This is a genomic window from Pantoea sp. S62, from assembly GCF_016658625.1.
GTDB classification, from domain to species: Bacteria; Pseudomonadota; Gammaproteobacteria; order Enterobacterales; family Enterobacteriaceae; genus Pantoea; species Pantoea vagans.
In genome coordinates this window covers 71,404-95,339 of sequence record NZ_JACVVI010000004.1, presented here as the reverse complement: position 1 = coordinate 95,339, position 23,936 = coordinate 71,404, and the positions used below count along the sequence as shown (strand labels likewise).

Here is a 23,936-nt window from a genome sequence, read left to right as displayed (position 1 = left end):
TTGCGTCGAAAGACTATGCGCGCTGGTGACGAAAAGCGGGTAGCGCAATCCTGCAAGCTTTTTGCACGATCCTGCAAAAGTGCGGCAGCAGGACAGGCATTTCGCCTGACGTCAGGTAATATCGGCACAGAGAGCGGAAGGGGAGAACGCAGTGACAGAGAGTGACAAGTGGCAGGCGCTGGCACAGTTAATTGCCCGTCATGCGCCGGAGGATGGCCGGCATTCCAGTGCCATCGATTGCCTGTTTTTTGGCCGGGTTTCAGCACCCACAGAGCCGATGCACTTTGCTCAATGGGCCAGTTTTGCGCTGGTGGCGCAGGGCAGCAAAGCACTACATATGGGTGATGAGGTGCTGCACTATGGACCGGGGGATCTGTTGCTGGTGACGCTGGATATGCCAGTGCGCGCCTGCGTCACTGTCGCCACGCCGGAAAAGCCGAATCTCGGGATAGGTATCGCGATTAATGAATCCCGGCTTATGCGCTACCTTGAACAGTTTCCGCCAGCGCTGCCGCTGTCAACCGCAGGCAATGAACGTGGTGTCACCGTGCATAAGGTTTCACCTTTGCTGGTGGATGCGGTCATCCGGCTGGTGCGTCTGCTTGACCATCCGGAAGATATTGAGGCGCTGGCCCCGCTGATTGAGCAGGAAATTTTCTACCGGCTGCTGACCGGGCCGGAGGGATCGCGCATCCTGAACATGGCGCTGGCTGAGCGGCCGGGTAACCGGGTGGCGCAGGCAGCTCGCTGGCTGCGTGAGAATTTTCATCAGCCGCTGAAGATAGACCAGCTCGCCAGCAGTGTCGGCATGAGTATCTCTTCGCTGCATCATCACTTCAAAGCCGTCACGGCCATGACGCCGATGCAATATCAGAAACAACTGCGGCTCAACGAGGCGCGACGTCTGATGATGGTGGAAAAGCTGGATGCCGGTACCGCAGGCTATCGGGTGGGCTACCAGAGCGCATCACAGTTCAGCCGCGAGTATCGCCGCCTGTATGGGCAATCTCCGGCCAGGGACAGTCGTCAGCTGGCGGTGAGCCCGGATACCCTGCGCCCACCGCAAAACTGATTACAGGCTGTTTGCCGCTTCCATCGCAATGGCAAAGGAGCGCAGGCGTGCCTCGCTGTCAAAAATCTGACCATTAACCATAATTTCATCCGCCTGCGTTTCACGCATCAGCGAGGCCAGGCCATGACGCACCTTGTCGGTATCGCCTACCAGCGACATGCTCAGCGCCTGCTGCACGCCATACTGTTCTGACGGCGACCAGAGGTTATTCATGTTCTCAACCGGTGCCGGTAACGGGCCAGGTTTGCCGCGGCGCAGGTTAATAAACTGCTGCTGCTGCGAGGTAAACAGGAAGCGCGCATCACGTTCATTATCAGCGGCAACCACGTTAATACAGACGGTGGCATACGGCTTGTCGAGACGCGCTGAAGGCTGGAAGTTCTCACGATACACGTGCAGCGCCTGGAACAGCTGGTCAGGCGCGAAATGGGAGGCAAAGGCAAATGGCAGGCCCATTTTCGCTGACAGCTGGGCGCTGTAAAGGCTGGAACCGAGCAGCCAGACCGGGATCTTCAGGCCCAGACCCGGCACTGGCTGAACCGGTAGTTGCGCATCCGGGTCAGCATCAAACCAGTGAATCAGCTCAGCCACATCTTCGGGAAAGGTGTCAGCGTGCATGCTGGCCTGGTGACGGCGCAGCGCCATCATGGTGCGCTGGTCAGAACCGGGCGCACGGCCTAAGCCGAGGTCGATACGGCCAGGATAGAGAGAGGCCAGGGTGCCAAACTGCTCGGCGATGACCAGTGGCGCATGGTTAGGCAGCATAATGCCGCCGGAACCCAGCTTCAGGGTCTCGGTGTTCGCCGCCAGATAGCCGATCAATACCGACGTCGCAGCGCTGGCAATCCCTGTCATGTTGTGATGTTCAGCCAGCCAGTAGCGTTCGAAGCCCAGTTTTTCAGCCTGACGCGCCAGCGCCAGTGAATTATGGAACGCATCCCGTGCGGTCGCGCCCTGTGGAATCGGCGCAAGATCCAGCACGGACAGGCGAAGAGGTTTTTTATCAGACATGACTACTCCCGTTGTATGGCGCAGGCGTAAAAACCTGCACCATTTAGTATTACGCATCATTCCTTATATTAAAACTGCTAACCTCAGCAGGAATATAGCCGGTATGTGCTTTTACTCAGGATGCCAGCGTCATACCTGCCAGTTTGCGCCAGTAACCGTTACAATCGCAGCCTTTCGCGACCATAAGCGGGGCCTGACCGTTTTCATTAGCGCGGAAACGGTCAATCTCCGCCAGCGTCGACGTATCCTGCGGCGAGAGTCTCACGCAATCGACCTGGCCACGCATTCCCGCCAGATCGTTACCCAGGTTATAGCAGTAGCCGCTCATGGTCTGAATGCCATTGAGGACGAACACCTGCTGTCCCTCCTGAGAGTTGACGCGGCGGCCTGTCGGATAGTTGATGCAGCAGGTTTCACAGTCATCTTTCGCGCGGTTTTCAGAGCGGGCGGTGAAGCAGCGCGCTGACAGCGCCAGCGGCAGATGACCGTAGCCCATCACCTCTACTTCAAACTGCTGCCGGATACCCCGTGTTTCGCACTGCGCCAGCAGCTGTAGCAGCCAGTCACGCGACATCTCCACCGGCATACACCAGCGCGTCATGCCCTCTTTGACCAGCAGCTGCAGCGTGTCGGCGTTATAGACATTCAGCGTCGGACCGGCGACAAACGGCAGATGGCGCTCAGCGGCCATATTGACCGTGCCGATATCATTGGCTTCAATCAGGAACTCGCCGTTTTCTACATAGCGCTGCAGCTCTTTCAGCTCAGAAGGGGATTGCAGCAGCGCCAGTGTGCTGAGTACGACCTGTTTGCCGCTGGACGCCACGTCACGCGCCAGCGCCATCCAGCGGGCATAGGGCGTGGCGCGGCGTTTACTGCACACCGCCTCGCCGAGATAAATAATATCCGCACTACTGCGGGCAGCCTGCTGGTAGAAATCTTCCAGCGTATCGGTCGGCCAGTACCAGAGCACCGGCCCAAGGGCATATTGCATCATGACTCCTTATTGCCATTCACGGTGATAAGCACCCAGCGTGGTTTGCGTGCCTTCGGAGAGATCGCCCAGCGTCTGCATCCACTGTGGCGCGACGTCAAACTGTTCCGGCTGCGCCTTGCAGCGATCGATCGCCTGACGCCAGACGCGCGCCACATCAGCGACGTAGGCGGGACTGCGCTGGCGGCCTTCGATTTTCACCGAGGCAATGCCTGCCCGCAGCAGCTCCGGCAGCAGTTCCAGTGTGTTCAGACTGGCAGGCTCCTCCAGCACGTGATAACGCTGATTGTTAACCTCATAGCGTCCTTTGCAGAGCGTCGGGTAACCGGCGCTCTCATCGGGCGCGTAGCGATCGATTAGCACCTCATTCAGGCGTGACTCCATGCCCTGCGGCGTCTGCTGCCAGCGCACAAATTTAGCCGGGGAGCAGGCACCTGCGCTGTTAGGCGATTCGCCGGTCATCCAGGAGGAGAGATAGCAGCGGCCTTCCGCCATAATGCACAGGCTGCCAAAGGCGAACACCTCCAGCGGCACCGGCGTGCTGCGCGCCAGTTGTTTAACCTGATGAATCGACAACACCCGCGGCAGCACCACGCGCTGCAGATTGAAGTGGCGATGATAAAAGCGAATCGCCTCAAGATTGGTTGCCGAAGCCTGCACAGAGAGATGACGTTCAACCTGTGGATAATGCTTCGCGGCATACTCCAGCGTGGCAATATCGGCCAGAATCAGCGCGTCGGCTCCGTTTTGCGCCGCCACATCAATCGCCCGCTGCCAGCGTCCCATGCCATCCGGGTGGGCAAACGTGTTGATCGCCACATGCAGTTTGCACCGATGCTGATGAAGATAGCGCGCCGCTTCAGCCAGCTTTTTATCGGTGAAGTTCAGGCCCGCAAAGTGTCGGGCATTGGTGTCATCTTTCAGTCCCACATAGACCGCATCTGCGCCATTCTCTGTGGCGGTGCGCACTGCGGGTAAGTTTCCTGCCGGGCAGAGCAGTTCCATAGGTGTTCCTCTCAACATGCGATGGGCGTCGAGTCTAGGCATCTGGTGTGGTCTGCGTGTTGATTTGGGGCAGTGAAATTCCAGTTCATCCGGCCTGGCGGCGCTTTTTTTCCCTCTATAGCCGCGTTTTTTATTGATCCCGGATGAGGCGCGCAGAAAAGGATATGGCAATATACGTAAAATTTTCTGAAGGGAGTGACGAAAGTGTTAGAGCGGATACATGCCCATTGTGTGAAAAATGGTCCAAAAATCTTAGGGTTACCCGAAGCGCTTACCCCATTCCCGGTCAAAAAGTTGCTGCTGCAACAACTCTTAAACTGGCAATTTCGCCATGCTTTGGCTGAAGGTGAGTTAGACTTTCTGAACGGTCGCCTGCTGGGTATCGGGATTGCCGATCTCAATCTGCAATGGATAACCACGCTGCAGGATGGCCGACTGGCGGTATTGCAACAGTCCGAAGCGGATGTCTGGTTTCGGGGCAATGCCAATGATCTGTTGCTGGTGGCAGCACGTAAAGCAGATCCCGACATGCTGTTCTTTCAACGCCGTCTGGTGATTGAAGGCGACACAGAACTGGGACTTGAGGTGAAGAACGTAATGGATGCTATTGAACCCGAGGCTATGCCCACCGCGTTACGCACGGCTATTGAGCAGATGGCGGCATTTGTCGACGCCGGCATGAAACAGGACGCGAAGGCCGCACAGGCACGCGCGGGTGCCGCATGTTGATCCGTAGCGAAATTGGTGTTGATGCCGCAGGCATCGACGTACTGCTCAGACGCTGCTTCAGTACCTCCGCCGAGGCGGAACTGACTCAGGCGCTGCGTGAAGATGGCCTGCTGACCCTGGGCGTGGTCGCCACGGATGATGAGGGACAGGTGCTGGGTTATGCCGCATTCAGTCCGGTCAGCGTTCAGGGCGACGATCGCGGCTGGGTGGCGCTGGCACCGCTGGCCGTTGATGAGACGCTGCGCGGTCAGGGCATTGCCAGCAAGCTGATTTATGAGGGGCTGGATACGCTTAATGAATTTGGCTACAGCGCGGTCGTGGTGCTGGGCGATCCGGCGCTGTTCAGCCGGTTTGGTTTTGAATCGGCTGCACGCCATGGCCTGCGCACTCGCTGGCCGGGAACAGAGACAACGTTCCAGGTCTACCGTCTGGCGGACAATGCTTTTGACGGCGCGGAAGGGCAGATCGACTACGCCGAACCTTTTAATCGCCAGCCGTAATACCCAGCCAGCTCTCCAGACTGATCGGCTGACCCGCCACCAGCAGTAACTTCTGCTGACGGGTCAGTTGTTTAACCTGATACTCCAGTCTGGAGGCGCTGGCGCGATCGCCCGCCTCACAGTGAAACACCAGGTCCAGCGGACCTTTGCCCCGTAGCGCGCGGGCGCCGCGTCCGCTCTGGTGCTGAGCAACCCGGCGCACCACATCCGTGGTAATGCCGGTGTACAGGCTCCCTTTCGCCGTCCGGACGATGTAGAGTTGCCACTGCTGAGCCATACGTAATCTATTCCCAAAAAAAGGTGCCGGGCAGTGTAGCGCGCTTCACGCTCCGGTGCACCGCCAGGAGTTTATCTTGTCCGATCACGCCCATCTTGTTCGCTACCTCCGAAAGCAGCATGTGCTTTCACTCTGCTGTACCGCCGACGATCAACTCTGGTGCGCTAACTGCTACTACGTCTTTGATGAGACGCGCATGGCCTTCTGGATCATGACCGAACCTGATACCCGCCACGGTGAACTCATGGTGCTGAATCCGCAGGTTGCAGGCACCGTCAATGGCCAGCCCAGAACTGTCCTGCTGATTAAAGGGGTGCAGTATCGTGGCCGGGTCACACGGCTGGATGAAGCATCAGAGCAGATCGCCAGAGCGGCTTACCAGAAACGTTTTCCGGTCTCACGCAAAGTGTCGGCCCCGCTGTGGGAGATTGAGCTGGATGAGGTGAAGATGACGGATAATGCGCTGGGATTCGGCAAGAAAATTGCCTGGCAGCGGGAGAAATAGATACGCCCCTTTCAGCAGAAAAGGGCGTGGCGGATTTACAGCGCTTCGAGGATCCGCAGGGATTCACGGTTAAAGGCCGGTAAATCGTCCGGCGTACGGCTGGTGACCAGCTTATCGCCATCCACGACCACTTCCTTATCATGGAAGTCAGCACCGGCATTGATCAGGTCAATGGCAACGGCTTTAACGGTAGTCATCTTGCGACCGCGCACGCCGTTCGCGCTAATCAGCAGCTGTGGACCGTGGCAGATGGCAAAGATCGGTTTGCCGCTGGCGACAAACTCTTTGGTAAAGGCAACAAAACGATCGTCGCCGCGCAGCGCGTCAGGCGAGTGGCCGCCTGGCAGCAGCAGGGCATCAAATTCCGCCGGGCTGACGTCATCAATGCTGCGGTCGATGGTCACTTCCGCTTCGCCTTTCTTGCCTTTAACGACATTACCGGCCTGTTTCTCAATGGTCACCACCTCAAAACCCGCGCCTTTGTAGGCTTCCGCAGGTGAGGTAAATTCTGAGTCTTCAAATTCATCGGTAATCAAAACCGCAACTTTCTTGCTCATCTTTTTTCCTCCTTAAATTTGTGGAGCGCGAGGCGCGCTATCCGGATAACGTTGTAAGCCTGGTCGCTGAGCGTGAGAACGCAAGCCAGCCCGTTAAGATCAGCTATCTTTTAAGCTGTCAGCAGTGAAATAAGGACGAATCTGAGATGAATCGCGTATTACTGACCGGTGCCACCGGCTTAGTCGGGTCGCATCTGCTGCGCTTACTGATTGAGGATCCGCGTGTTGATGAGATCATCGCGCCCACCCGCCGGCCACTGCCCGTAATGCACAAAGTGGTGAATCCGGTAGAGGCCGATCTCACCGATGTGCTGGGGCCGCTGCAGAGTTCGCTGGATACGGTGTTCTGCTGCCTGGGCACCACACGTAAGCAGGCGGGCAGCAAGCAGGCCTTTATTCACGTCGATTACACGCTGGTGGTGGACAGCGGGTTATGCGGATTACGTCTGGGGGCGAAGCAGATGCTGGTGGTCAGCGCGCACGGTGCCAGCCGTCACTCACCGTTTTTATACAATCGCGTCAAAGGCGAAATGGAGAATGCGCTGCGCCATCAGGGCTGGCCGCGCCTGACGCTGGTGCGGCCTTCACTGCTGCTGGGGGATCGCGCGCAGAAACGACAGGGCGAAAGCCTGGCGGGACCGCTGTTTTCGCTGCTGCCGGGCAACTGGCGGGCGGTTCACGCACGCGACGTGGCACGCTGTCTGCATCAGCAGGCATGCATGCCGGGTAGTGAGAGCGTCAGCATCATTGAGTCGGGCGACATCCCGCGTCACTCAGCGTAACTGCCAGACGATCTGATTTCGGCTGCCGCGCCATTGCAGCGTGGCATCCTTCTCCTCTTCGACAAAGCGGCCATCGATCAGCACGTCGAGATAGTCCAGCACGGCACGCTGTGCCGCATTCAGCTCCTGCATCCGGTAGCCGGTCCAGAGCCAGATATCTTTACCGGGGCATGTCTTTCGCACCCGTTTCACCAGACGGCGAATGTGCGGCACGTTATGCGGATGAAGGGGATCGCCACCGCTCAGCGACAATCCCTGGCGCGGAATGCGTGTGTCCTGCAAATCCGCCAGCAGTTGCTCTTCCATCGCCAGCGTAAAGGGCACGCCGGAGTCAGTGCGCCACGTACTCTGGTTGTAGCAGCCGCGACACTGATGTTCGCAACCGGCGACAAACAGCGTGCAGCGGGTGCCGGGGCCATTCACGATATCCACATCGTAGTAGCGGTGAATATGCATCATCCCAGCGGCCCTTCGGCCAGATGCTTAACGCGACGCTGCACTTCCTGCTGCTTACCGGCGTTAAAAGGTCGCGCATCCGGGCTGCCCAGATAGCCACAGACCCGCCGTGTCACAGAGACGCGTGCCGGATCGTGATTGCCGCAGTTCGGACAGGTAAATCCACGGCTGGTACAGGTGAACTCGCCGTTGAAGCCGCACTCGTAGCACTCATCAATCGGCGTATTGGTACCGTAATAGGGCACGCGGTCGTAGCTGTAATCCCAGACATCCTCCAGCGCTTTGAGGTTGTGCTGTACGTTCGGGTATTCGCCGTAACAGATGAATCCACCATTCGCCAGCGGCGGATAGGGCGCTTCAAAGTCGATTTTATCGTAAGGATTCACCTTCTTCTCGACGTCAAGATGGAAGCTGTTGGTGTAATAACCCTTGTCGGTAACGCCCGGTACCACGCCAAACTGTGCCGCATCCAGTCGGCAGAAGCGGTCGCACAGATTCTCACTCGGCGTGCTATAAAGGCTGAAGCCGTAGCCTGTTTCCGCTTTCCAGCGGTCAGTGGCGGCGCGCAGATAGGCGATGATCGCTACGCCTTTGGCGCGCAGTGCCGCGTCATCGTAAGGGTGCTGGTGGCCGCCGCTGAGGGCATTCAGGGTTTCGTGCAGGCCGATGTAGCCCAGCGACAGTGACGCCCGGCCATTACGGAAAATAGGGCCGACTTCATCATCAGCATTCAGCCGGACGCCGCAGGCCCCTTCCATGTAGAGGATGGGCGCGACGCGTGCTTTGGTCTTCTCCAGACGCGCCACACGCGTCATCAGCGCCCGCTTAGCCAGCAGCAGGCGGGCATCAAGCAACGTCCAGAAGCGGGCTTCATCCCCAGCCGCCTCAAGCGCAATGCGCGGCAGGTTCAGGCTGATCACGCCGATGTTGTTGCGGCCCTCATGAATCTGCTCGCCATTCTCTTCATAAACGCCCAGGAAGCTGCGGCAGCCCATGGGCGTTTTGAACGAGCCGGTGACTTTCACCACCTGATCGTAATTGAGGATGTCGGGATACATCCGCTTGCTGGCACACTCCAGCGCCAGCTGCTTGATATCGTAGTTAACGTCGCCCGTCCGGCGGTTGACGCCTTCACGAATGCTGAACACCAGTTTAGGGAATACCGCAGTTTTACGATTTTTGCCCAGTCCGGCCAGCCGGTTGCGCAGAATCGACTGCTGAATCAGCCGCGCCGCCCAGTCCGTTCCCAGGCCGAAACCAAAGGTGACAAACGGCGTCTGGCCGTTGGCGGTGTGCAGGGTATTCACCTCGTACTCCAGCGACTGAAAGGCGTCGTAGCACTCTTTGTCCGTACGCTGACGTGCATACTGTTCAGCCTGCGGAATCTGCCACTGTTCAGCGATCGCCAGATGCCGGGCATAGCTCTGCTCAACAAACGGGGCCAGCACTTCATCAATGCGGTTAATGGTGGTGCCGCCGTAAATGTGGCTTGCGACCTGGGCGATGATCTGCGCCGTCACAGCAGTGGCGGTGGCGATCGATTTAGGCGGCTCGATCTCAGCGTTGCCCATTTTAAAGCCATTGGTCAGCATGCCTTTCAGATCGATCAGCATGCAGTTAAACATCGGGAAGAAGGGTGAATAGTCGAGATCGTGATAGTGGATCTCGCCGCGCTCGTGCGCCAGAACGATATCCCGCGGCAGGATCTGCTGCTGCGCGTAGTGCTTCGCCACGATCCCGGCCAGCAGATCGCGCTGTGTCGGGATCACTTTGCTGTCTTTGTTAGCATTTTCGTTCAGCAGCGCCGCGTTGGTCTGATCGACAAGACCGCGAATGGCGTGGTGTAACTGGCTCTGGCGATCTCGGGCGACATCGCGATCGTGGCGGTATTCAATGTAGGCGCGCGCCAGTTGTGGATAAGGGCCCGCCATCAGCGTCTCTTCTACCGCACACTGAATCTCACTAATATCCACTTCGGGACGATCCGCCAGCCGCAAAGCAACGCGCTCGGCGACCTGCGCGCACCAGGCCGCATCGTCGACCTCTGCTGCCCGTGCCGCCGCCATGACAGCCTGCTCGATACGCTGCGCATCAAAGCCTGTCCGGCATCCATCGCGCTTGATTACCACCGTCGCCATTTCTCTCTCCGTAAACTACATATGGGGTTCGGGAGGATTCTATTCCCTACATGTAGTGATTGCTGAGAATTAATGCGCTCTGATTTGACCTGAAGCAAGGAAGCCTCAACCCGGCAGAAAATTCCGACCGACGTAAAAAATCGGGTTCGGGTTCAGGTTTCCTGCAGCGCTGGCAGGCCAACGCGACGGCGGTAATGCCGATCGTCACCAGCAGCGCGACGCTGAAGCCGCTGGCACACAGCGTGCAACAGACCGAAATGCTCAGCACCATGGGCTTCGCGCTGGTGAATGCTTACGTCCGTAATCAGGCATCTGGTGCCACTGAAGTGGCCGGGATGCAGGCGACACTGGATGCCGCCGCAGAGGTGCAGGATGAAACGGTGATAGCGCTGGTCAGGCCGCTGGAGACGCTGCTGCGTGCCTTTCAGTAAACGCGATGGCTGGATGAACCGGCCACCGCGGCGTCAGGCCGGGCCGCTGACCGAGTGACGGCGCACCAGCGTCGGGCTGAACATGTGAGTGACTTCCGGCAGCGGCAGATCGTTGGCCAGGGCCAGGGCCAGCTGAGCGGCCTGCTGCGCCATGGTGACAATCGGATAGCGGACTGTCGTGAGGCGTGGTCGCACATAGCGCGACACCAGCACATCATCGAAACCGATCAGCGACATCTCTTCCGGCACGCGGACGCCGTTATCGCTCAGCACCGCCAGCGCGCCCGCCGCCATGGAGTCGTTGTAGCAGGCGACGGCGGTGAAATTTCTGCCGCGTCCCAGCAGTTCTGTCATCGCCTGCTCACCGCCGACTTCGTCCGGTTCGCCCCAGGTCACCAGCCGATCGCTGCACGGCAGACCGTGCTCTTTCAGCGCATCGTAGTAACCCTGCAGGCGATCTTCGGCATCAGAGATGGTGTGGGTTGAGCAGATAAAGGCGATATTCTGGTGGCCGAGCTGGATCAGATGGCGGGTCGCCAGCCAGGCACCGTAGCGATCGTCGAGTGCAATACAGCGCTTTTCAAAGCCTTTTATCAGCCGGTTCAGCAGTACCATTCCGGGCACCTGCTTCATCAGCACTTCCAGCTCTGCGTCGGGAATCTTCTTGGCGTGCACCACCAGCGCCGCGCAGCGGTGACGCATCAGCTGTTCAATCGCCTGACGCTCTTTTTGCTCATTGTGGTAACCGTTACCAATCAGCAAAAAGTTACCGGTGTCGCCTGCCACTTCATCCACGGCTTTCACCATGGCGCCAAAAAAGGGATCGGAGACGTCACCGACAATCAGGCCGAGCGTTTCGGTCGATTGCTGCGCCAGCGCGCGTGCGTTGGCATTCGGGTGATACTGAAGCTGCTCCATCGCCTGGCCTACGGCCTGTCGGGAGCTGTCGCTGGCTTTGGGAGAATTATTGATTACACGGGAGACTGTGGCGACAGAAACGCCAGCCAGTCGCGCAACATCCTTTATGGTAGCCATGCGTTGACCTGCTTTGGGGAAAACGTTTACACATCGCATCAGTGTTACGGAAAAGGGCGGACACATCAACCCGACAGAATGCCAGCGTCGTCGCAAAAAGGGGCAAAACCGGCCGCTGTTGCACATCTTCTGCTGAGACGTCGCCCCATGTTATGCTCAGTTCCCCACCTGGCTACCGTGAAAAAACAACGATGAAAATCAAAGTGCCACATCTGGCGCACTGGGGCGCGTTTACCGCCGTCACTGAAAACGATCGTCTGACTGGCTGCGAACCTTTCTTCGCCGATGCCGATCCGTCGCCGATGATCCACACTATTCCCGAGCTGGTCTATTCCGACAAACGCATTCGCCAGCCGATGGTGCGCCGCTCGTGGCTGAAGTCACGCGAGAAGAGCGACCGCACGCTGCGTGGCCGGGAAGATTTTGTCGCCGTGGACTGGGAAACCGCGCTGGATCTGGTGGCGGAAGAGAATCGCCGCGTCCGCGAGCGCTACGGTGCATCGGGTATTTTCAACGGCTCCTACGGCTGGTCATCGGCCGGTCGCGTTAACCACGCCCGCACGCTGGTGCGTCGCTTCTACTTTCAGGGTGGCGGCGGCGTCGATCAGCAGGGTAACTACAGCTGGGGCGCGGCGCAGTTCTTCCTGCCCTATGTGATCGGCACCTATATGCCGCTGACCGGACGCGTTACCGAGTGGCCGCAGGTGGTGGAGCACGCCGAAATATTTGTCGCCTTTGGCGGGCTGGCGCTGAAAAACGCCCAGGTCGCCTCAGGAGGCGCAGGGCAGCACAGCCTGAAACCGGCGCTGATGCAGCTGGCGGCTAAAGGCACGCCGGTCATCAACATCAGCCCAATGCGCGATGACTGCCCGGAATTTGTGAACGCCGAATGGATCCCGATTCGCCCCAACACCGACGTGGCGCTGATGCTGGCGCTGGGTCATGAGATCACCCAGCGCGGCGCGGTTGACGAGGCGTTTCTCGCCAGCCACTGCACCGGCTGGCCGCAGCTGCGCGCCTATCTGCTGGGCGAAACCGACGGCGTGGCGAAAACCGCCGGCTGGGCCAGCCGTATCACCGGCATTCCGGCTGACCGCATCGTGCAGCTGGCGCAGCAGCTGACCGGCAAACGCAGCTTTATTACCTGCTCCTATTCCGTGCAGCGCGCCCATCGCGGTGAGCAGCCTTACTGGATGATGATTGCGCTCTCCTCAATGCTCGGTCAGCCTGGCCTGCCGGGCGCAGGGTTCTCCTTTGGTCACGGGTCGATGAACAGCGTCGGCAACCCGCGTCAGGAAGGGCCAGCGCCGATGATGAGCACCGGCCCGAATCCTTCGGGACTGTCGATTCCGGTGGCGCGCATCAGCGATATGCTGCTCAATCCCGGCCAGCCCTATCGCTTCCAGGGCGAAACGCTGCACTATCCCGACATCCACATGGTGCACTGGGCGGGCGGCAATCCGTTCCACCATCACCAGCAGCTGAACCGGCTGGTGGAGGGCTGGCAACGGCCCGATACGGTGGTGGTGCAGGATATCGTCTGGACGCCAGCGGCGCAGATGGCGGACATCGTGCTGCCCGCGACGACCACACTGGAGCGCAACGACATAGGCGGCTCCTCACGTGACCGCTTTGTGCTGGCCATGCATCAGGCGATTAAGCCGCAGCATCAGGCACGCAACGACTTCGATATTTTTGCCGATTTAGCAGAGCGTCTCGGCTATCGCGACACCTTTACCGAAGGACGCAACGAGATGCAGTGGATCGTGCATCTCTATCAGCAGTGCGCCACCGCCCATCAGCGCAAAGGCATCGATTTCCCCGAATTTGATGAATTCTGGCAGCGCGGCTTTGTGGAAATTCCGGAAGGCGGCAAGCCTTATCAGTTTATGGAGGATTTCCGTGCCGATCCGCAGGCGAATCCGATCAAAACCGCCAGCGGCAAAATCGAGCTGTTCAGCCAGACCATTGCGGACTACCAGCTGGACGATTTCGCCGGTCATCCGGAGTGGCGTGAACCGCAGGAGTGGCTCGGTTCGCCCGTGAGCCGTGACTATCCGCTGCACATGATCTCCATTCAGCCGTCCGACCGGTTACACAGCCAGCTGGATGCCACCGACACGGTGCAGGGCAACAAAACGGCCGGACATGAAACGCTCTGCATGCATCCAGTGGATGCGGCCGCGCGCGGACTGGTGGAAGGCGATGAAATTGAGGTGAGCAACGCCCGTGGTGTGATGCTGGCGGGTGTGCGCATCACTGAGGGTGTAACGCAGGGCGTGGTGATTATCGCCACCGGTGCCTGGTTTGATCCGGGCTTCGGCAGGGCATGGCAGCCTTTCGATCGCGCGGGTAACCCCAACGTGCTGACGCTCGACATCGGCACCTCGTCGCTGACGCAGGGGCCAAACGCCATGAGTTGCCTGGTGGAAATCAAAAAACATCAGGATTGCACAATAGCGTAAGGATCTCATGGCTGGTTACATTTTGCGGGTAACTGTTGCGTTTAGGCGATGGCAGCCGATCAATCCCCTTTGCTACATTCAGGGTCCCAGAGGTATTGATGGGTGAACATCAATAGATTTTCTTGATTACACCAACCTGCGCAGATGCGCAGGTTTTTTTTGCCCGCAATCTGCCGTCGATAACGAACTGATACACAGTTTTCCTGTTATACGGCCAGCGCTTTCTTTATAACTGCTGGCACCAGCCCCTTTCTCTTTATTTTGCGCAGCGGAATGCCATGCCCCGGATTAAAAAACTACTGGGAAAAGACCAGATAAAAGCGCCCTTTAACCCTTTTCGTTTTCGGCTGATCTGCCTCGGTGTCACGACCTGCCTGGTGGTGCTGCTGGCGCGCGTCGCGGACCTGCAGTTCCTGAATCAGCCGATGCTGGAGCACGAAGCGGATCAGCGATCGCTGCGAACCGTCACGCTGCCCACCAGCCGCGGCACCCTGCTGGATCGTAACGGCGAAGCCCTGGCGCTCAGCGTGCCATCGCGCGACGTGATTGCCGATCCACTGCGCGTGCTGGAGAGCAACCCCGATTTTACCAGTGCCAAATGGGCCTATCTTGCAGCGGCGCTGAACACCCGTCCTGAAGAGCTGGCGGCGCAGATCACCGCCAACCCGAAACGTCGCTTCCTCTATCTGGGGCGTAAAGTCGAACTGGGTATCGCCAAAGACATTAAAGAGCTGAAGCTGAAAGGCATCAGTGAAGTGTATGACGACAGCCGTTTCTATCCGATGAGTGAAGCTTCTGCGCCGCTGATCGGCATCGTTGGCGCGGATAACGTCGGCCTGAACGGGCTGGAAAAAGGCTTTGATAAGGTGTTGCAGGGCGAGCCAGGCAAAGAGGTCTATCGTCAGGATGCGGCAGGCAATATCATCGCGATGATCAACTACCAGCCGCCGACGCAGCCGCCAACGGTGCAGCTCAGCATCGACAAATATGACCAGTACACGCTCTACAGCAAACTGCGCGACGGCGTGCTGATCAACAAGGCGGACTCGGGTGCCGCCGTGCTGGTGAAGATTGACACCGGCGAGATTCTGGCGATGGCCTCTTATCCGTCGTTCAACCCCAACAACTATGAAGGGGCTACCCCGGCGCAGATGCGTAACTCGGCCATCAACGACAGCTACGAACCGGGATCGACCGTGAAGCCACTGGTGGTGATGGAAGCGCTGGAGCGCCATCTGGTTCGCCCGGACTCGGTGATCGACACCACGCCTTACAGCGTGAACGGCCACCTGATCCGCGACGTCGGCCACTGGCCGCGCCTGACCATGACCGGCATTCTGCAAAAATCGAGCGACATCGGGGTCTCTCACCTCGCGCTGGCGATGCCCGCGGAAGCGCTGGTGAATACCTATCATGCGTTTGGCCTGGGCAAACCGACCGGATTAGGGCTGACCGGCGAAAGCGTCGGTTACTTCCCGCTGCACCGTGCCCGCTGGGCTGACATTGAGCGGGCCACCTTCTCCTTTGGTTATGGCCTGCGCGTCACGCCGCTGCAGATTGCACGCGAATACGCCACGCTCGGCTCTTATGGCGTTTACCGTCCGCTGTCGATCACCCGCGTCACGCCACCGGTTATGGGACGGCAGGTTGCCAACCCGGAAACGGTGAAAGAGGTGGTGCATATGCTGGAGAGCGACGTATTGCCAGGCGGAACCGGACTGAAAGCGGCGGTGCCGGGCTACCGTCTGGCAACCAAAACCGGTACAGCGGAAAAGATGGGCACCAGCGGCAAGTATGATGGCGGCTACGTCAACTACACCGCCGGTATCGCGCCCGCCAGCCATCCTGAAGTGGCGCTGGTGGTGATGATCAACCATCCGACGGCGGGCGATCACTTCGGTGGTTCGGTTGCTGCGCCGGTATTCGGCAACATCATGGGGCCGGTACTGAAACACATGAACGTTGCGCCGGATGCCATCTACACCAGGCCTGCGGCCAGCCCTTCGGATAAATCTTAGTTAAATCAGAGTGTAAGCGAGGCGTGAAGAATAGTCACACCTCGTTGCACTTCCCCGAATTCGGTTGCGTTTTCCTGCTGTCTCCGCGCGGTCAATCAGTGCGAGGATAGCAGTCCCAGAGGTATTGATGGGTGTGAAAACAACACCGCTTCGGCAGTGAGACCCTGTTATTACACCGACCCACGCAGATGCGTGGGTTTTTTTTGCCTGCGCACCGGACTCCTGCCTTTTCGGCTGTATCAACCGCCGTTAAATCATCATCGTTCTTAACGAAACCCTGACAGTTTGCCGGTAGAAACGCGCGTCGCCTTTCACCGATAATGGCCGCCGTGACGCCTGGCGTTTTTTTGCTCGCCACAACCGGTTTTCACTGCCGCATTCCGCACGTTCCGGGATTTCTTTTTCTGCTTATCTGAAGAGTTCGACGATGACTCACCTTTCTCGCCCCGCGCGTTCCTTTGGGCTTAAATGGCTGCTCCTGTTGCTGGTTGTTGTGATTGTCGCGGGCGTTATCTGGCGTCTGCTCTCTTCGGGGCACGGGCCGGGTGAGGGAATGCCGCCGGGCAGACCGGGTGCGCCTGGCATGATGGGCGGCGGTGCAACGCTGGTTCACAGCGGCGTCGCCAGCACGGCGGATGTGCCAGTATGGCTGAATGCGCTCGGCACGGTGATCCCCAACGCCAGCGTGACGGTGACCAGCCGCGTTGATGGTCAGCTGGAGCAGGTTTTCTTCACTGAAGGGCAGAAGGTCAGCGCCGGGCAACTGCTGGCGCAGATCGATCCGCGCAGCTATCAGGCGACGCTGAACCAGTATCAGGCTGAACTCAGCGAAAACCAGGCGCTGCTGAAAAGTGCCGAGCTGACGCTGACGCGTTACCGCAAACTGGCGGCGCAGGATGCGCTGGCGCGTCAGGATCTGGACAGTCAGATTGCCACCGTCGGGCAGTATCGCGGCGCTGTCGCCGCCGATCAGGCGCAGATTGCCAGTGCGAAGCTGAGCATTGAGTATGCCCGGATTACCGCCCCGATCAGCGGGCGTGTCGGCCTGCGTCAGGTCGATCCCGGCAACATGGTACAGAGCTCCAGCAGTACCGGCCTGGTCACCATTACGCAGATGCAGCCCGCTGCCGTGACCTTCAGCGTGCCACAAAGCGACATCCCGGCGCTGGTCAGCGTGCTGCATCAGGGACAGAGCCTGCCCGCCACGCTGTTCGATCAGGACAATCAGCATCCGCTCGCCAGCGGCGAAGTGAAGTTCATCAGCAACCAGATCGACACCGCCACCGGCACCGTGGCGCTGAAGGCGATGTTTGCCAACCAGGATGAAGCGCTGTTTGCTAACCAGTTTGTGAATATCAGGCTGCAGACCCGGGTGCTGAAAGGCGTGACGGTGATCCCGGCGCAGGCGCTGCAGCTCAGCAGCGATGGCAGCTTCGTCTTTGTGATCAACAAAGATCACACCGTCACGCGCAAAGCGGTCACCACCGGCCCGGCGTTCGGCGACGATCAGCAGGCGATCCTCAGTGGCGTTTCGCCGGGCGATCGGCTGGTAACGGAAGGGATCGATCGTCTGACCAGCGGCAGCAAAGTCACGCTGGCGGATGAGACGCCCGCTGCCGGTGCTGTATCGAAATGAACCCGTCTCGCCTGTTTATTCTGCGTCCGGTCGCCACCATTCTGCTGATGGTCGGCGTGCTGATCGCGGGCATCTTCGCCTATAAATTCCTGTCGACCTCGGCGTTGCCGCAGGTCGACTATCCGACCATTCAGGTCACCACGCTCTATCCTGGCGCCAGCCCGGATGTCATGGCATCGTCGGTCACCTCACCGCTGGAGCGCCAGCTAGGGCAGATGGCGGGGCTGAGCCAGATGAGCTCCACCAGCGCCAGCGGCTCGTCAATCATTACTCTGAAGTTCAGCCTGGATCTGTCGCTGGATGTCGCCGAGCAGGAGGTGCAGGCGGCCATTAATGCGGCAAATAACCTGCTGCCTGACGATCTGCCTAATCCGCCGACCTACAAAAAGGTCAATCCGGCGGACAGCGCGGTGGTGACGCTGGCAGCCAGTTCAGACACGCTGCCGCTGACAGAGGTGCAGGATCTGGTGAATACCCGGGTGGCGCTGAAGCTGTCGCAGATTTCCGGCGTCGGCATGGTGACGCTGGCGGGCGGTCATCAGCCCGCGATTCGGGTGCAGATGAACCCGCAGGCGCTGGCGGCGCATCATCTGACGCTGGAGGCGGTGAATACGCTGATCGGCAACAGCAACGTCAATGGCTCCAAAGGCGGCTTTGACGGCAAATATCATTCGGTCACCATCGACGCCAACGATCAGCTGCGTACCGCCGAAGAGTACGGCAACCTGATCCTCACTTACGAGAACGGCGCGGCGCTGCGCCTGAAAGATATCGCCCATATTGAGCAGGGTCCGGAGAACAGCTTCCAGTCCGCATGGGCCAATAACCAGCCCGCGATTGTCATCAGCGTGCAGCGCCAGCCCGGCGCAAACGTTATTCAGGTGGTGGACAACATCAAGGCGCAGCTTCCCGCACTGCAGGCGGCGCTGCCGGACGGGGTAAAGATGACCATTCTCTCCGACCGCACCCAGACCATTCGCGCCTCAATCAGCGACGTGCAGTTTGAGCTGATGCTGTCGATTGCGCTGGTGGTGATGGTGACCTTCCTGTTCCTGCGCAACGTGGCCGCCACGCTGATCCCGAGCGTGGCGGTGCCGCTGTCGCTGGTTAGCACCTTTGGCGTGATGTATCTGGCGGGCTTCAGCCTGAATAATCTGTCGCTGATGGCGCTGACCATCGCCACCGGCTTTGTCATCGATGACGCGATCGTGGTGGTCGAGAACATCTCCCGGCGGCTGGAGCAGGGCGAGTCACCGATGGAGGCGGCGCTAAAAGGCTCACAGCAGATTGGCTTCACCATCATCTCGCTGACCTTTTCCCTGATTGCGGTGCTGATCCCGCTGCTGTTTATGGGCGATGTGGTCGGGCGGCTGTTCCGGGAGTTCGCGATTACGCTGGCGGTGGCGATCCTGGTGTCGATGCTGGTGTCACTGACGCTGACCCCGATGCTGTGCGCGTATCTGCTGCGGCACATTCCGCCAGAGCAGCAGTCAACCTTTGCCCGCAAGGGCGGCGCGCTGTTTGACCGGCTGGTGCGCGGCTATGACCGGCTGCTGACCATGGTGCTGAATCATCAGAAACTGACGCTGCTGGTGGCGCTGGCGACCTTCGGGCTGACGGCGCTGCTCTATCTGATGGTGCCGAAAGGCTTCTTCCCGACGCAGGATACCGGGCTGATTCAGGGCGTCACCGTTGCCTCTCAGGATGTCTCGTTTAACGCCATGGCCTCGCGCCAGCAGGCGCTCTCTAAACTTATCCTGACAAACCCGGCGGTGGAGAGCGTCTCATCGACCATCGGTATCGACGGCACCAACACCAGTCTCAACAGCGGACGGTTGCAGATCAACCTTAAGCCGTTTGGCTCGCGTGATCTCAGTGCCAGCCAGGTCATCAGCCAGCTGAACCAGGCGACCGCCAGCGTGCCGGGTATCCGGCTCTATCTGCAGCCAGCGCAGGATCTCACCGTCAACGATCAGGTATCGCCGAGTCAGTATCAGTTCACCCTCGACGACGCCGACAGTGAAAATCTGGTCCGCACGTCGCCGAAACTGGTGGCTGCCTTGCAGCAGCGGCCCGAGTTTAATGGCGTGGTGAGTAACCTGCAGGATCAGGGGCGTGTCTCTTACGTGGAGCTGAACCGCGACAAAGCGGCGCGCTTCGGCATTACCGCATCGGACGTGGACACTGCGCTCTATAACGCGTTTGGTCAGCGTCTGGTCTCGACCATTTTTACCCAGTCGAATCAGTATCGGGTGGTGCTGGAAGTAGCGCCGGCTTACCAGCAGGGGCCGGCGTCGTTTGATGATGTTTATCTGCAGCCGTCCACCAGCAGCAGTTCAACGTCGTCATCCACCAGCACGACGTCATCTGCCTCTTCGTCCACCTCTTCATCCACCTCTTCATCAACGTCGACGTCCACCTCAGGTTCGGACAGCACCACGGCCAGCAGCGGGATGGTGAAACTCACCTCTATCGCGACGATTCATCAGCGCACCGGCTCGCTGATGCACATGGGGCTGAATCAGTTCCCGGCGGTGATGATCTCATTCAACCTTAATCCAGGCTACTCGCTGGAGGATGGTCAGCGGGCAATTGCAGAGGTGCGCCAGCAGCTGCAGCTGCCGGAGAGCACCACGCTGCGCTATCAGGGGGAAACCTCGGCGTTCCAGAGCGCCACCGGCAACACGCTGTGGCTGATTCTGGCGGCGCTGATCACCATGTATGTGGTGCTCGGTATCCTCTACGAAAGCTTTATCCATCCGGTCACGATTCTCTCTACGCTGCCGTCGGCGGCGGTGGGCGCCCTGCTGACGCTGCTGCTGGCGGGCACGGAGTTCAGCCTGATTGCGCTGATTGGCGTCATCCTGCTGATCGGCATCGTGAAAAAGAACGCCATTATGATGATCGACTTCGCACTGGAGGCGGAACATCAGCAGCACCTGAGCGCGCGTGAGGCGATTCATCAGGCCTGCCTGCTGCGCTTCCGCCCGATCCTGATGACGACGATGGCGGCGCTGCTTGGCGCGCTACCGCTGATGCTCGCCTCCGGCTCGGGTGCCGAACTGCGTCAGCCGCTGGGGCTGGTGATTGTCGGCGGGCTGATTGTCAGTCAGGTGCTGACGCTCTTCTCCACGCCGGTCATCTACCTCTGGTTTGACGGGCTGGCGCAGCGCGGCAACGCCTGGGTGAAACGCCGTCAGCAGCAGGCGCGGAGCGGGCAATGAATCTGACCCGGCTATTCATCTTTCGTCCGGTGGCGACGCTGCTGCTGACGCTGGCGATCCTGCTGCTCGGCGCGCTGGGCTACCGGCTGCTGCCGGTGGCACCGCTGCCGCAGGTCGATTTTCCGACCATCATGGTCAGCGCCAGCCTGGCGGGAGCCAGCCCGGAAACTATGGCGGCGACGGTCGCCACCCCGCTGGAACGTTCGCTGGGGCAGATTGCGGGTATCAGTGAGATGACCTCCAGCAGTTCGCAGGGCTCCAGCAGCATCATCCTGCAGTTTGAGCTGGACCGTGATATCAATGGCGCGGCACGCGACGTGCAGGCGGCGATCAACGCGTCGCGCAGCCTGCTGCCGAGCGCGATGGCCTCGCTGCCGACCTATCGCAAAGCCAATCCGTCAGACGCGCCGATTGTGATGCTGGCGCTGACCTCTGCCACCCGCACGCCCGGCGAGCTTTACGATCTGGCGGAGAGCAAGATCGAACAGGCGATGGGACAGGTGCAGGGCGTGGGCGAAGTGTCGCTGATGGGCAGCGCCTTACCCGCGGTGCGGATTGATCTGCAGCCGCTGAAGCTGACCCATTACGGCATCTCGCTGGAGACGGTGCGTGCCGCCGTTGCCAACAGCACCACCAATCTGCCCAAGGGAATCCTGCAGGGCAGTGACCAGTCGTGGCTGGTGGACAGCAACGGCCAGCTGGAAAAGGCCGCCAGCTATCGCGATCTGATCGTCACGTATCAGCAGGGCAAGGCGGTGCGGCTGCGCGACGTTGCCACGGTCTATGATTCGGTGGAAGATCGCTACCAGGCGGGATTTCTGAATGCCACGCCTGCGGTGATGATCGGCATCAAACGTCAGGCGGGCGCTAATATGCTCGAAACCATCGACGCGATAAAAGCGCAGCTGCCGCTGCTGGAAAAGAGCCTGCCCGCGGACAGCCAGCTGAAAGTGGTGGTTGACCGCTCGCCCGGCGTGCGCGCCTCGCTGTATGATACCGAAGAGACGCTGCTGATCGCGGTGCTGCTGGTCATTGCGGTAGTGTTTATTTTCCTGCGCAATCTGCAGGCGGTGATCATTCCGGCACTGGCGCTGCCGGTGTCGCTGATCGGCACCTGCGCGGTGATGTACCTGCTGGGATACAGCCTGGATAACCTGTCGCTGATGGCGCTGATTATCTCCACCGGCTTCGTGGTGGATGATGCGATTGTGGTGCTGGAGAACATCACGCGTCACATTGAGCGCGGGCTGAGCCCGCTGCGGGCGGCGCTGCGCGGAGCGCAGGAGGTGAGTTTCACCGTGCTGTCGATGACCGTGTCGCTGATCGCGGTGTTCATCCCGATCCTGCTGATGGGCAGCATTGTCGGACGGTTGTTCCGCGAGTTTGCCGTGACGCTCACCGTGTCGCTGCTGATCTCGCTGTTTGTCTCGCTCAGCCTGACGCCGATGCTCTGCGCACGTCTGCTGAAACCAAAGCCGTCCGTCAGCCAGCGGCCGCATCCGCTTTATCAGTTTATTGAAAATCAGCTGAACCGCCTGCTGGCCGCCTACGGGCGCGGGCTGGCCTGGGTGATGCGCCATCAGAAACTGACGCTGCTCAGTCTGCTGCTGACCGTGCTGCTGAATGTTTTTCTCTTTACCGTAGTGCAGAAGGGCTTCTTCCCTAATCAGGACACCGGGCTACTGATGGGCGCGCTGCGCGCCGATCAGAATATTTCATTTCAGGCGATGAAGCCGAAAATGCTGATGTTCACGAAGATCATTCAGGAAGACCCGGCGGTCGAGAGCGTAATGTCGTCAATGGGCAGCGGGATGTTTGGCTCCCGCAACAGCGCCAACTTCTTCGTGCGGCTGAAGGACTTTGACCAGCGCGATGCCACGGCCACCGAAGTGGCCAACCGGCTGACGCGTAAAACCAGCCACATTGCCGGGGCGCAGATGTTCCTGATGGCGGCGCAGGATCTGCACATTGGCGGACGCAGCGCTAACGCCACGTATCAGTACAGTCTGCAGGCAGACGATCTTGATCTGCTGCGGATCTGGACGCCGAAAGTGCAGGCGGCGCTGGCGGCGATCCCTCAGCTCAACAGCGTAGACTCCGACTCGCAGACCGGCGGTCAGGAGGTGGAACTGACCATCGACCGCGACCGAGCGACCCGGCTGGGCGTCAACGTGAAAATGCTCGATACGCTGCTGAATAATGCGTTCAGCCAGCGGCAGATCGCTACGCTCTATCACACCCTGAATCAGTATCACGTGGTGATGTCGCTGCAGGACAGCGACACCGCGAATCCGGAGACGCTGCAGCAGCTCTATGTGATTAACGACAGCGGTGACCGCGTGCCGCTCTCCGCCTTTGCCCGCTTCAGCGGCGGCAATGCGCCGCTGTCGGTGGCCCATCAGGGCCAGTCAGCGACCAGCACGGTGGCGTTCAATCTCAATGATGGCGTTTCACTGGAGCAGGCGCAGGGTCTGATTAAACAGGCGATGGCGAAGCTGGGCCTGCCATCGACCATTCATGCCGGTTTTGCCGGTACCGCCGCCGCCTTTTCCCAGCTGACCGCCACCATGCCGTGGCTGATTCTGGCGGCGCTGGCAGCGGTCTATATCGTGCTCGGCGTGCTCTACGAGAGCTACATCCATCCGCTGACCATTCTTTCGACGCTGCCGTCTGCGGGCGTCGGCGCGCTGTTACTGCTACTGCTGACCAACACGCAGCTCACGGTGATCGCGCTGATTGGCATCATCCTGCTGATTGGCATCGTGAAAAAGAACGCCATCATGATGATCGATTTTGCCATCGACGCGGAACGGCGGCAGGGCATGTCGCCGCAGCAGGCGATCACCCAGGCGTGTCTGATGCGCTTCCGGCCGATCATGATGACTACGCTGGCCGCCTTTTTCGGCGCGTTGCCGCTGGCGCTGGGCAGTGGCGGGGATGCCGATCTGCGCAGTCCGCTGGGGATTGCCATCGCGGGCGGTCTTGCGCTCAGCCAGCTGCTGACGCTGTTTACCACACCGGTTGTTTATCTGTGGCTCGACCGTCTGGGTCGTGCCACTCAACGTCAATGGCGTCGTCTGCGCCATGCGGAATCCTGATCC

At 59.6% G+C, this 23,936-nt stretch carries 18 protein-coding genes and 1 pseudogene; 11 read left to right on the top strand and 8 right to left on the bottom strand.

Going from position 1 to position 23,936, the window contains the following annotated elements; all coding sequences use genetic code 11:
• Nucleotides 1-151 precede the first annotated feature (151 nt).
• Nucleotides 152-1,072: an AraC family transcriptional regulator gene (locus tag IBT54_RS08060; RefSeq protein WP_013359915.1), complete on the top strand. Its 921-nt coding sequence runs from the start codon at nucleotides 152-154 to the stop codon at nucleotides 1,070-1,072.
• Here IBT54_RS08060 and IBT54_RS08055 read toward each other — a convergent pair whose 3' ends face one another.
• The 3 genes from IBT54_RS08055 to IBT54_RS08045 form a co-directional block, all read right to left on the bottom strand.
• Complete coding sequence (locus IBT54_RS08055; protein ID WP_013359916.1) at nucleotides 1,073-2,083, bottom strand: luciferase-like monooxygenase; 1,011 nt, start codon at nucleotides 2,081-2,083, stop codon at nucleotides 1,073-1,075.
• A gap of 115 nt (nucleotides 2,084-2,198) precedes the next feature.
• Entirely contained in the window at nucleotides 2,199-3,077 is an 879-nt protein-coding gene (locus IBT54_RS08050; RefSeq protein ID WP_147789427.1) for a U32 family peptidase, read from the bottom strand.
• 9 nt (nucleotides 3,078-3,086) lie between these two features.
• Complete coding sequence (locus IBT54_RS08045; RefSeq protein WP_201251983.1) at nucleotides 3,087-4,082, bottom strand: peptidase U32 family protein; 996 nt, start codon at nucleotides 4,080-4,082, stop codon at nucleotides 3,087-3,089.
• A gap of 204 nt (nucleotides 4,083-4,286) precedes the next feature.
• Between IBT54_RS08045 and IBT54_RS08040 the strand changes: the two genes are divergently transcribed.
• On the top strand, nucleotides 4,287-4,811 hold the full coding sequence (locus tag IBT54_RS08040; RefSeq protein WP_201251982.1) for an SCP2 sterol-binding domain-containing protein: 525 nt from the start codon (nucleotides 4,287-4,289) through the stop codon (nucleotides 4,809-4,811).
• Nucleotides 4,805-5,311, top strand: coding sequence for a GNAT family N-acetyltransferase (locus IBT54_RS08035; RefSeq protein WP_201251981.1), 507 nt, complete (start codon nucleotides 4,805-4,807; stop codon nucleotides 5,309-5,311). Before IBT54_RS08040 ends, IBT54_RS08035 begins: the two co-directional genes overlap by 7 nt.
• Here the strand turns inward: IBT54_RS08035 and IBT54_RS08030 are convergent.
• A complete protein-coding gene (locus tag IBT54_RS08030; protein WP_013359921.1) occupies nucleotides 5,295-5,588 on the bottom strand; it encodes a GIY-YIG nuclease family protein in 294 nt (97 codons plus the stop codon). The two genes, IBT54_RS08035 and IBT54_RS08030, sit on opposite strands and share 17 nt — an antisense overlap.
• A 76-nt stretch (nucleotides 5,589-5,664) precedes the next feature.
• Here IBT54_RS08030 and IBT54_RS08025 point away from each other — a divergent pair, with 76 nt between their 5' ends.
• On the top strand, nucleotides 5,665-6,093 hold the full coding sequence (locus IBT54_RS08025; RefSeq protein WP_013359922.1) for a YhbP family protein: 429 nt from the start codon (nucleotides 5,665-5,667) through the stop codon (nucleotides 6,091-6,093).
• A gap of 35 nt (nucleotides 6,094-6,128) precedes the next feature.
• Here the strand turns inward: IBT54_RS08025 and IBT54_RS08020 are convergent, their stop codons facing one another.
• A complete protein-coding gene (locus IBT54_RS08020) occupies nucleotides 6,129-6,650 on the bottom strand; it encodes a type 1 glutamine amidotransferase domain-containing protein (RefSeq protein WP_033731332.1) in 522 nt (173 codons plus the stop codon).
• A gap of 146 nt (nucleotides 6,651-6,796) precedes the next feature.
• On the opposite strand from IBT54_RS08020, the gene IBT54_RS08015 reads away from it, so the two are divergent.
• Nucleotides 6,797-7,432, top strand: coding sequence for an NAD-dependent epimerase/dehydratase family protein (locus IBT54_RS08015; protein ID WP_033781671.1), 636 nt, complete (start codon nucleotides 6,797-6,799; stop codon nucleotides 7,430-7,432).
• Here the strand turns inward: IBT54_RS08015 and nrdG are convergent.
• Both nrdG and nrdD read right to left on the bottom strand, forming a co-directional pair.
• Nucleotides 7,424-7,891: an anaerobic ribonucleoside-triphosphate reductase-activating protein gene (nrdG, locus tag IBT54_RS08010; RefSeq protein ID WP_013359926.1), complete on the bottom strand. Its 468-nt coding sequence runs from the start codon at nucleotides 7,889-7,891 to the stop codon at nucleotides 7,424-7,426. The two genes, IBT54_RS08015 and nrdG, sit on opposite strands and share 9 nt — an antisense overlap.
• Nucleotides 7,888-10,026: an anaerobic ribonucleoside-triphosphate reductase gene (nrdD, locus tag IBT54_RS08005; RefSeq protein ID WP_095706308.1), complete on the bottom strand. Its 2,139-nt coding sequence runs from the start codon at nucleotides 10,024-10,026 to the stop codon at nucleotides 7,888-7,890. Before nrdD ends, nrdG begins: the two co-directional genes overlap by 4 nt.
• A gap of 161 nt (nucleotides 10,027-10,187) precedes the next feature.
• Between nrdD and IBT54_RS08000 the strand changes: the two are divergent.
• Nucleotides 10,188-10,457, top strand: a pseudogene (locus tag IBT54_RS08000) (beta-N-acetylhexosaminidase); the annotation flags it as partial.
• A gap of 33 nt (nucleotides 10,458-10,490) precedes the next feature.
• Here IBT54_RS08000 and galR read toward each other — a convergent pair.
• Entirely contained in the window at nucleotides 10,491-11,492 is a 1,002-nt protein-coding gene (galR, locus tag IBT54_RS07995) for an HTH-type transcriptional regulator GalR (protein ID WP_003851033.1), read from the bottom strand.
• A 191-nt stretch (nucleotides 11,493-11,683) separates the two neighbouring features.
• On the opposite strand from galR, the gene IBT54_RS07990 reads away from it, so the two are divergent.
• The 5 genes from IBT54_RS07990 to IBT54_RS07970 all read left to right on the top strand — a co-directional run bounded on the left by IBT54_RS07990 (nucleotide 11,684) and on the right by IBT54_RS07970 (nucleotide 23,933).
• Nucleotides 11,684-13,957: a molybdopterin guanine dinucleotide-containing S/N-oxide reductase gene (locus IBT54_RS07990; protein WP_195857418.1), complete on the top strand. Its 2,274-nt coding sequence runs from the start codon at nucleotides 11,684-11,686 to the stop codon at nucleotides 13,955-13,957.
• A gap of 278 nt (nucleotides 13,958-14,235) precedes the next feature.
• The gene (locus IBT54_RS07985) at nucleotides 14,236-15,975 is read left to right on the top strand and encodes a penicillin-binding transpeptidase domain-containing protein (RefSeq protein WP_013359930.1); all 1,740 of its coding nucleotides are present in this window, start codon (nucleotides 14,236-14,238) and stop codon (nucleotides 15,973-15,975) included.
• A 427-nt stretch (nucleotides 15,976-16,402) separates the two neighbouring features.
• The gene (locus tag IBT54_RS07980) at nucleotides 16,403-17,611 is read left to right on the top strand and encodes an efflux RND transporter periplasmic adaptor subunit (protein WP_095706305.1); all 1,209 of its coding nucleotides are present in this window, start codon (nucleotides 16,403-16,405) and stop codon (nucleotides 17,609-17,611) included.
• On the top strand, nucleotides 17,608-20,835 hold the full coding sequence (locus tag IBT54_RS07975) for an efflux RND transporter permease subunit (RefSeq protein ID WP_201251980.1): 3,228 nt from the start codon (nucleotides 17,608-17,610) through the stop codon (nucleotides 20,833-20,835). The genes IBT54_RS07980 and IBT54_RS07975 overlap by 4 nt, the downstream gene beginning before the upstream one ends.
• Entirely contained in the window at nucleotides 20,832-23,933 is a 3,102-nt protein-coding gene (locus tag IBT54_RS07970; protein WP_201251979.1) for an efflux RND transporter permease subunit, read from the top strand. The genes IBT54_RS07975 and IBT54_RS07970 overlap by 4 nt, the downstream gene beginning before the upstream one ends.
• Nucleotides 23,934-23,936 lie beyond the last annotated feature (3 nt).

Coding starts and splice junctions, on each gene's coding strand:
- IBT54_RS08055 (WP_013359916.1), bottom strand. CDS start 2,083: ATGTCTGATAAAAAACCTCTTCGCCTGTCCGTGCTGGATCTTGCGCCG.
- IBT54_RS08050 (WP_147789427.1), bottom strand. CDS start 3,077: ATGCAATATGCCCTTGGGCCGGTGCTCTGGTACTGGCCGACCGATACG.
- IBT54_RS08045 (WP_201251983.1), bottom strand. CDS start 4,082: ATGGAACTGCTCTGCCCGGCAGGAAACTTACCCGCAGTGCGCACCGCC.
- IBT54_RS08035 (WP_201251981.1), top strand. CDS start 4,805: ATGTTGATCCGTAGCGAAATTGGTGTTGATGCCGCAGGCATCGACGTA.
- IBT54_RS08030 (WP_013359921.1), bottom strand. CDS start 5,588: ATGGCTCAGCAGTGGCAACTCTACATCGTCCGGACGGCGAAAGGGAGC.
- IBT54_RS08020 (WP_033731332.1), bottom strand. CDS start 6,650: ATGAGCAAGAAAGTTGCGGTTTTGATTACCGATGAATTTGAAGACTCA.
- IBT54_RS08015 (WP_033781671.1), top strand. CDS start 6,797: ATGAATCGCGTATTACTGACCGGTGCCACCGGCTTAGTCGGGTCGCAT.
- nrdG (WP_013359926.1), bottom strand. CDS start 7,891: ATGATGCATATTCACCGCTACTACGATGTGGATATCGTGAATGGCCCC.
- nrdD (WP_095706308.1), bottom strand. CDS start 10,026: ATGGCGACGGTGGTAATCAAGCGCGATGGATGCCGGACAGGCTTTGAT.
- galR (WP_003851033.1), bottom strand. CDS start 11,492: ATGGCTACCATAAAGGATGTTGCGCGACTGGCTGGCGTTTCTGTCGCC.
- IBT54_RS07990 (WP_195857418.1), top strand. CDS start 11,684: ATGAAAATCAAAGTGCCACATCTGGCGCACTGGGGCGCGTTTACCGCC.
- IBT54_RS07985 (WP_013359930.1), top strand. CDS start 14,236: ATGCCCCGGATTAAAAAACTACTGGGAAAAGACCAGATAAAAGCGCCC.
- IBT54_RS07980 (WP_095706305.1), top strand. CDS start 16,403: ATGACTCACCTTTCTCGCCCCGCGCGTTCCTTTGGGCTTAAATGGCTG.
- IBT54_RS07975 (WP_201251980.1), top strand. CDS start 17,608: ATGAACCCGTCTCGCCTGTTTATTCTGCGTCCGGTCGCCACCATTCTG.
- IBT54_RS07970 (WP_201251979.1), top strand. CDS start 20,832: ATGAATCTGACCCGGCTATTCATCTTTCGTCCGGTGGCGACGCTGCTG.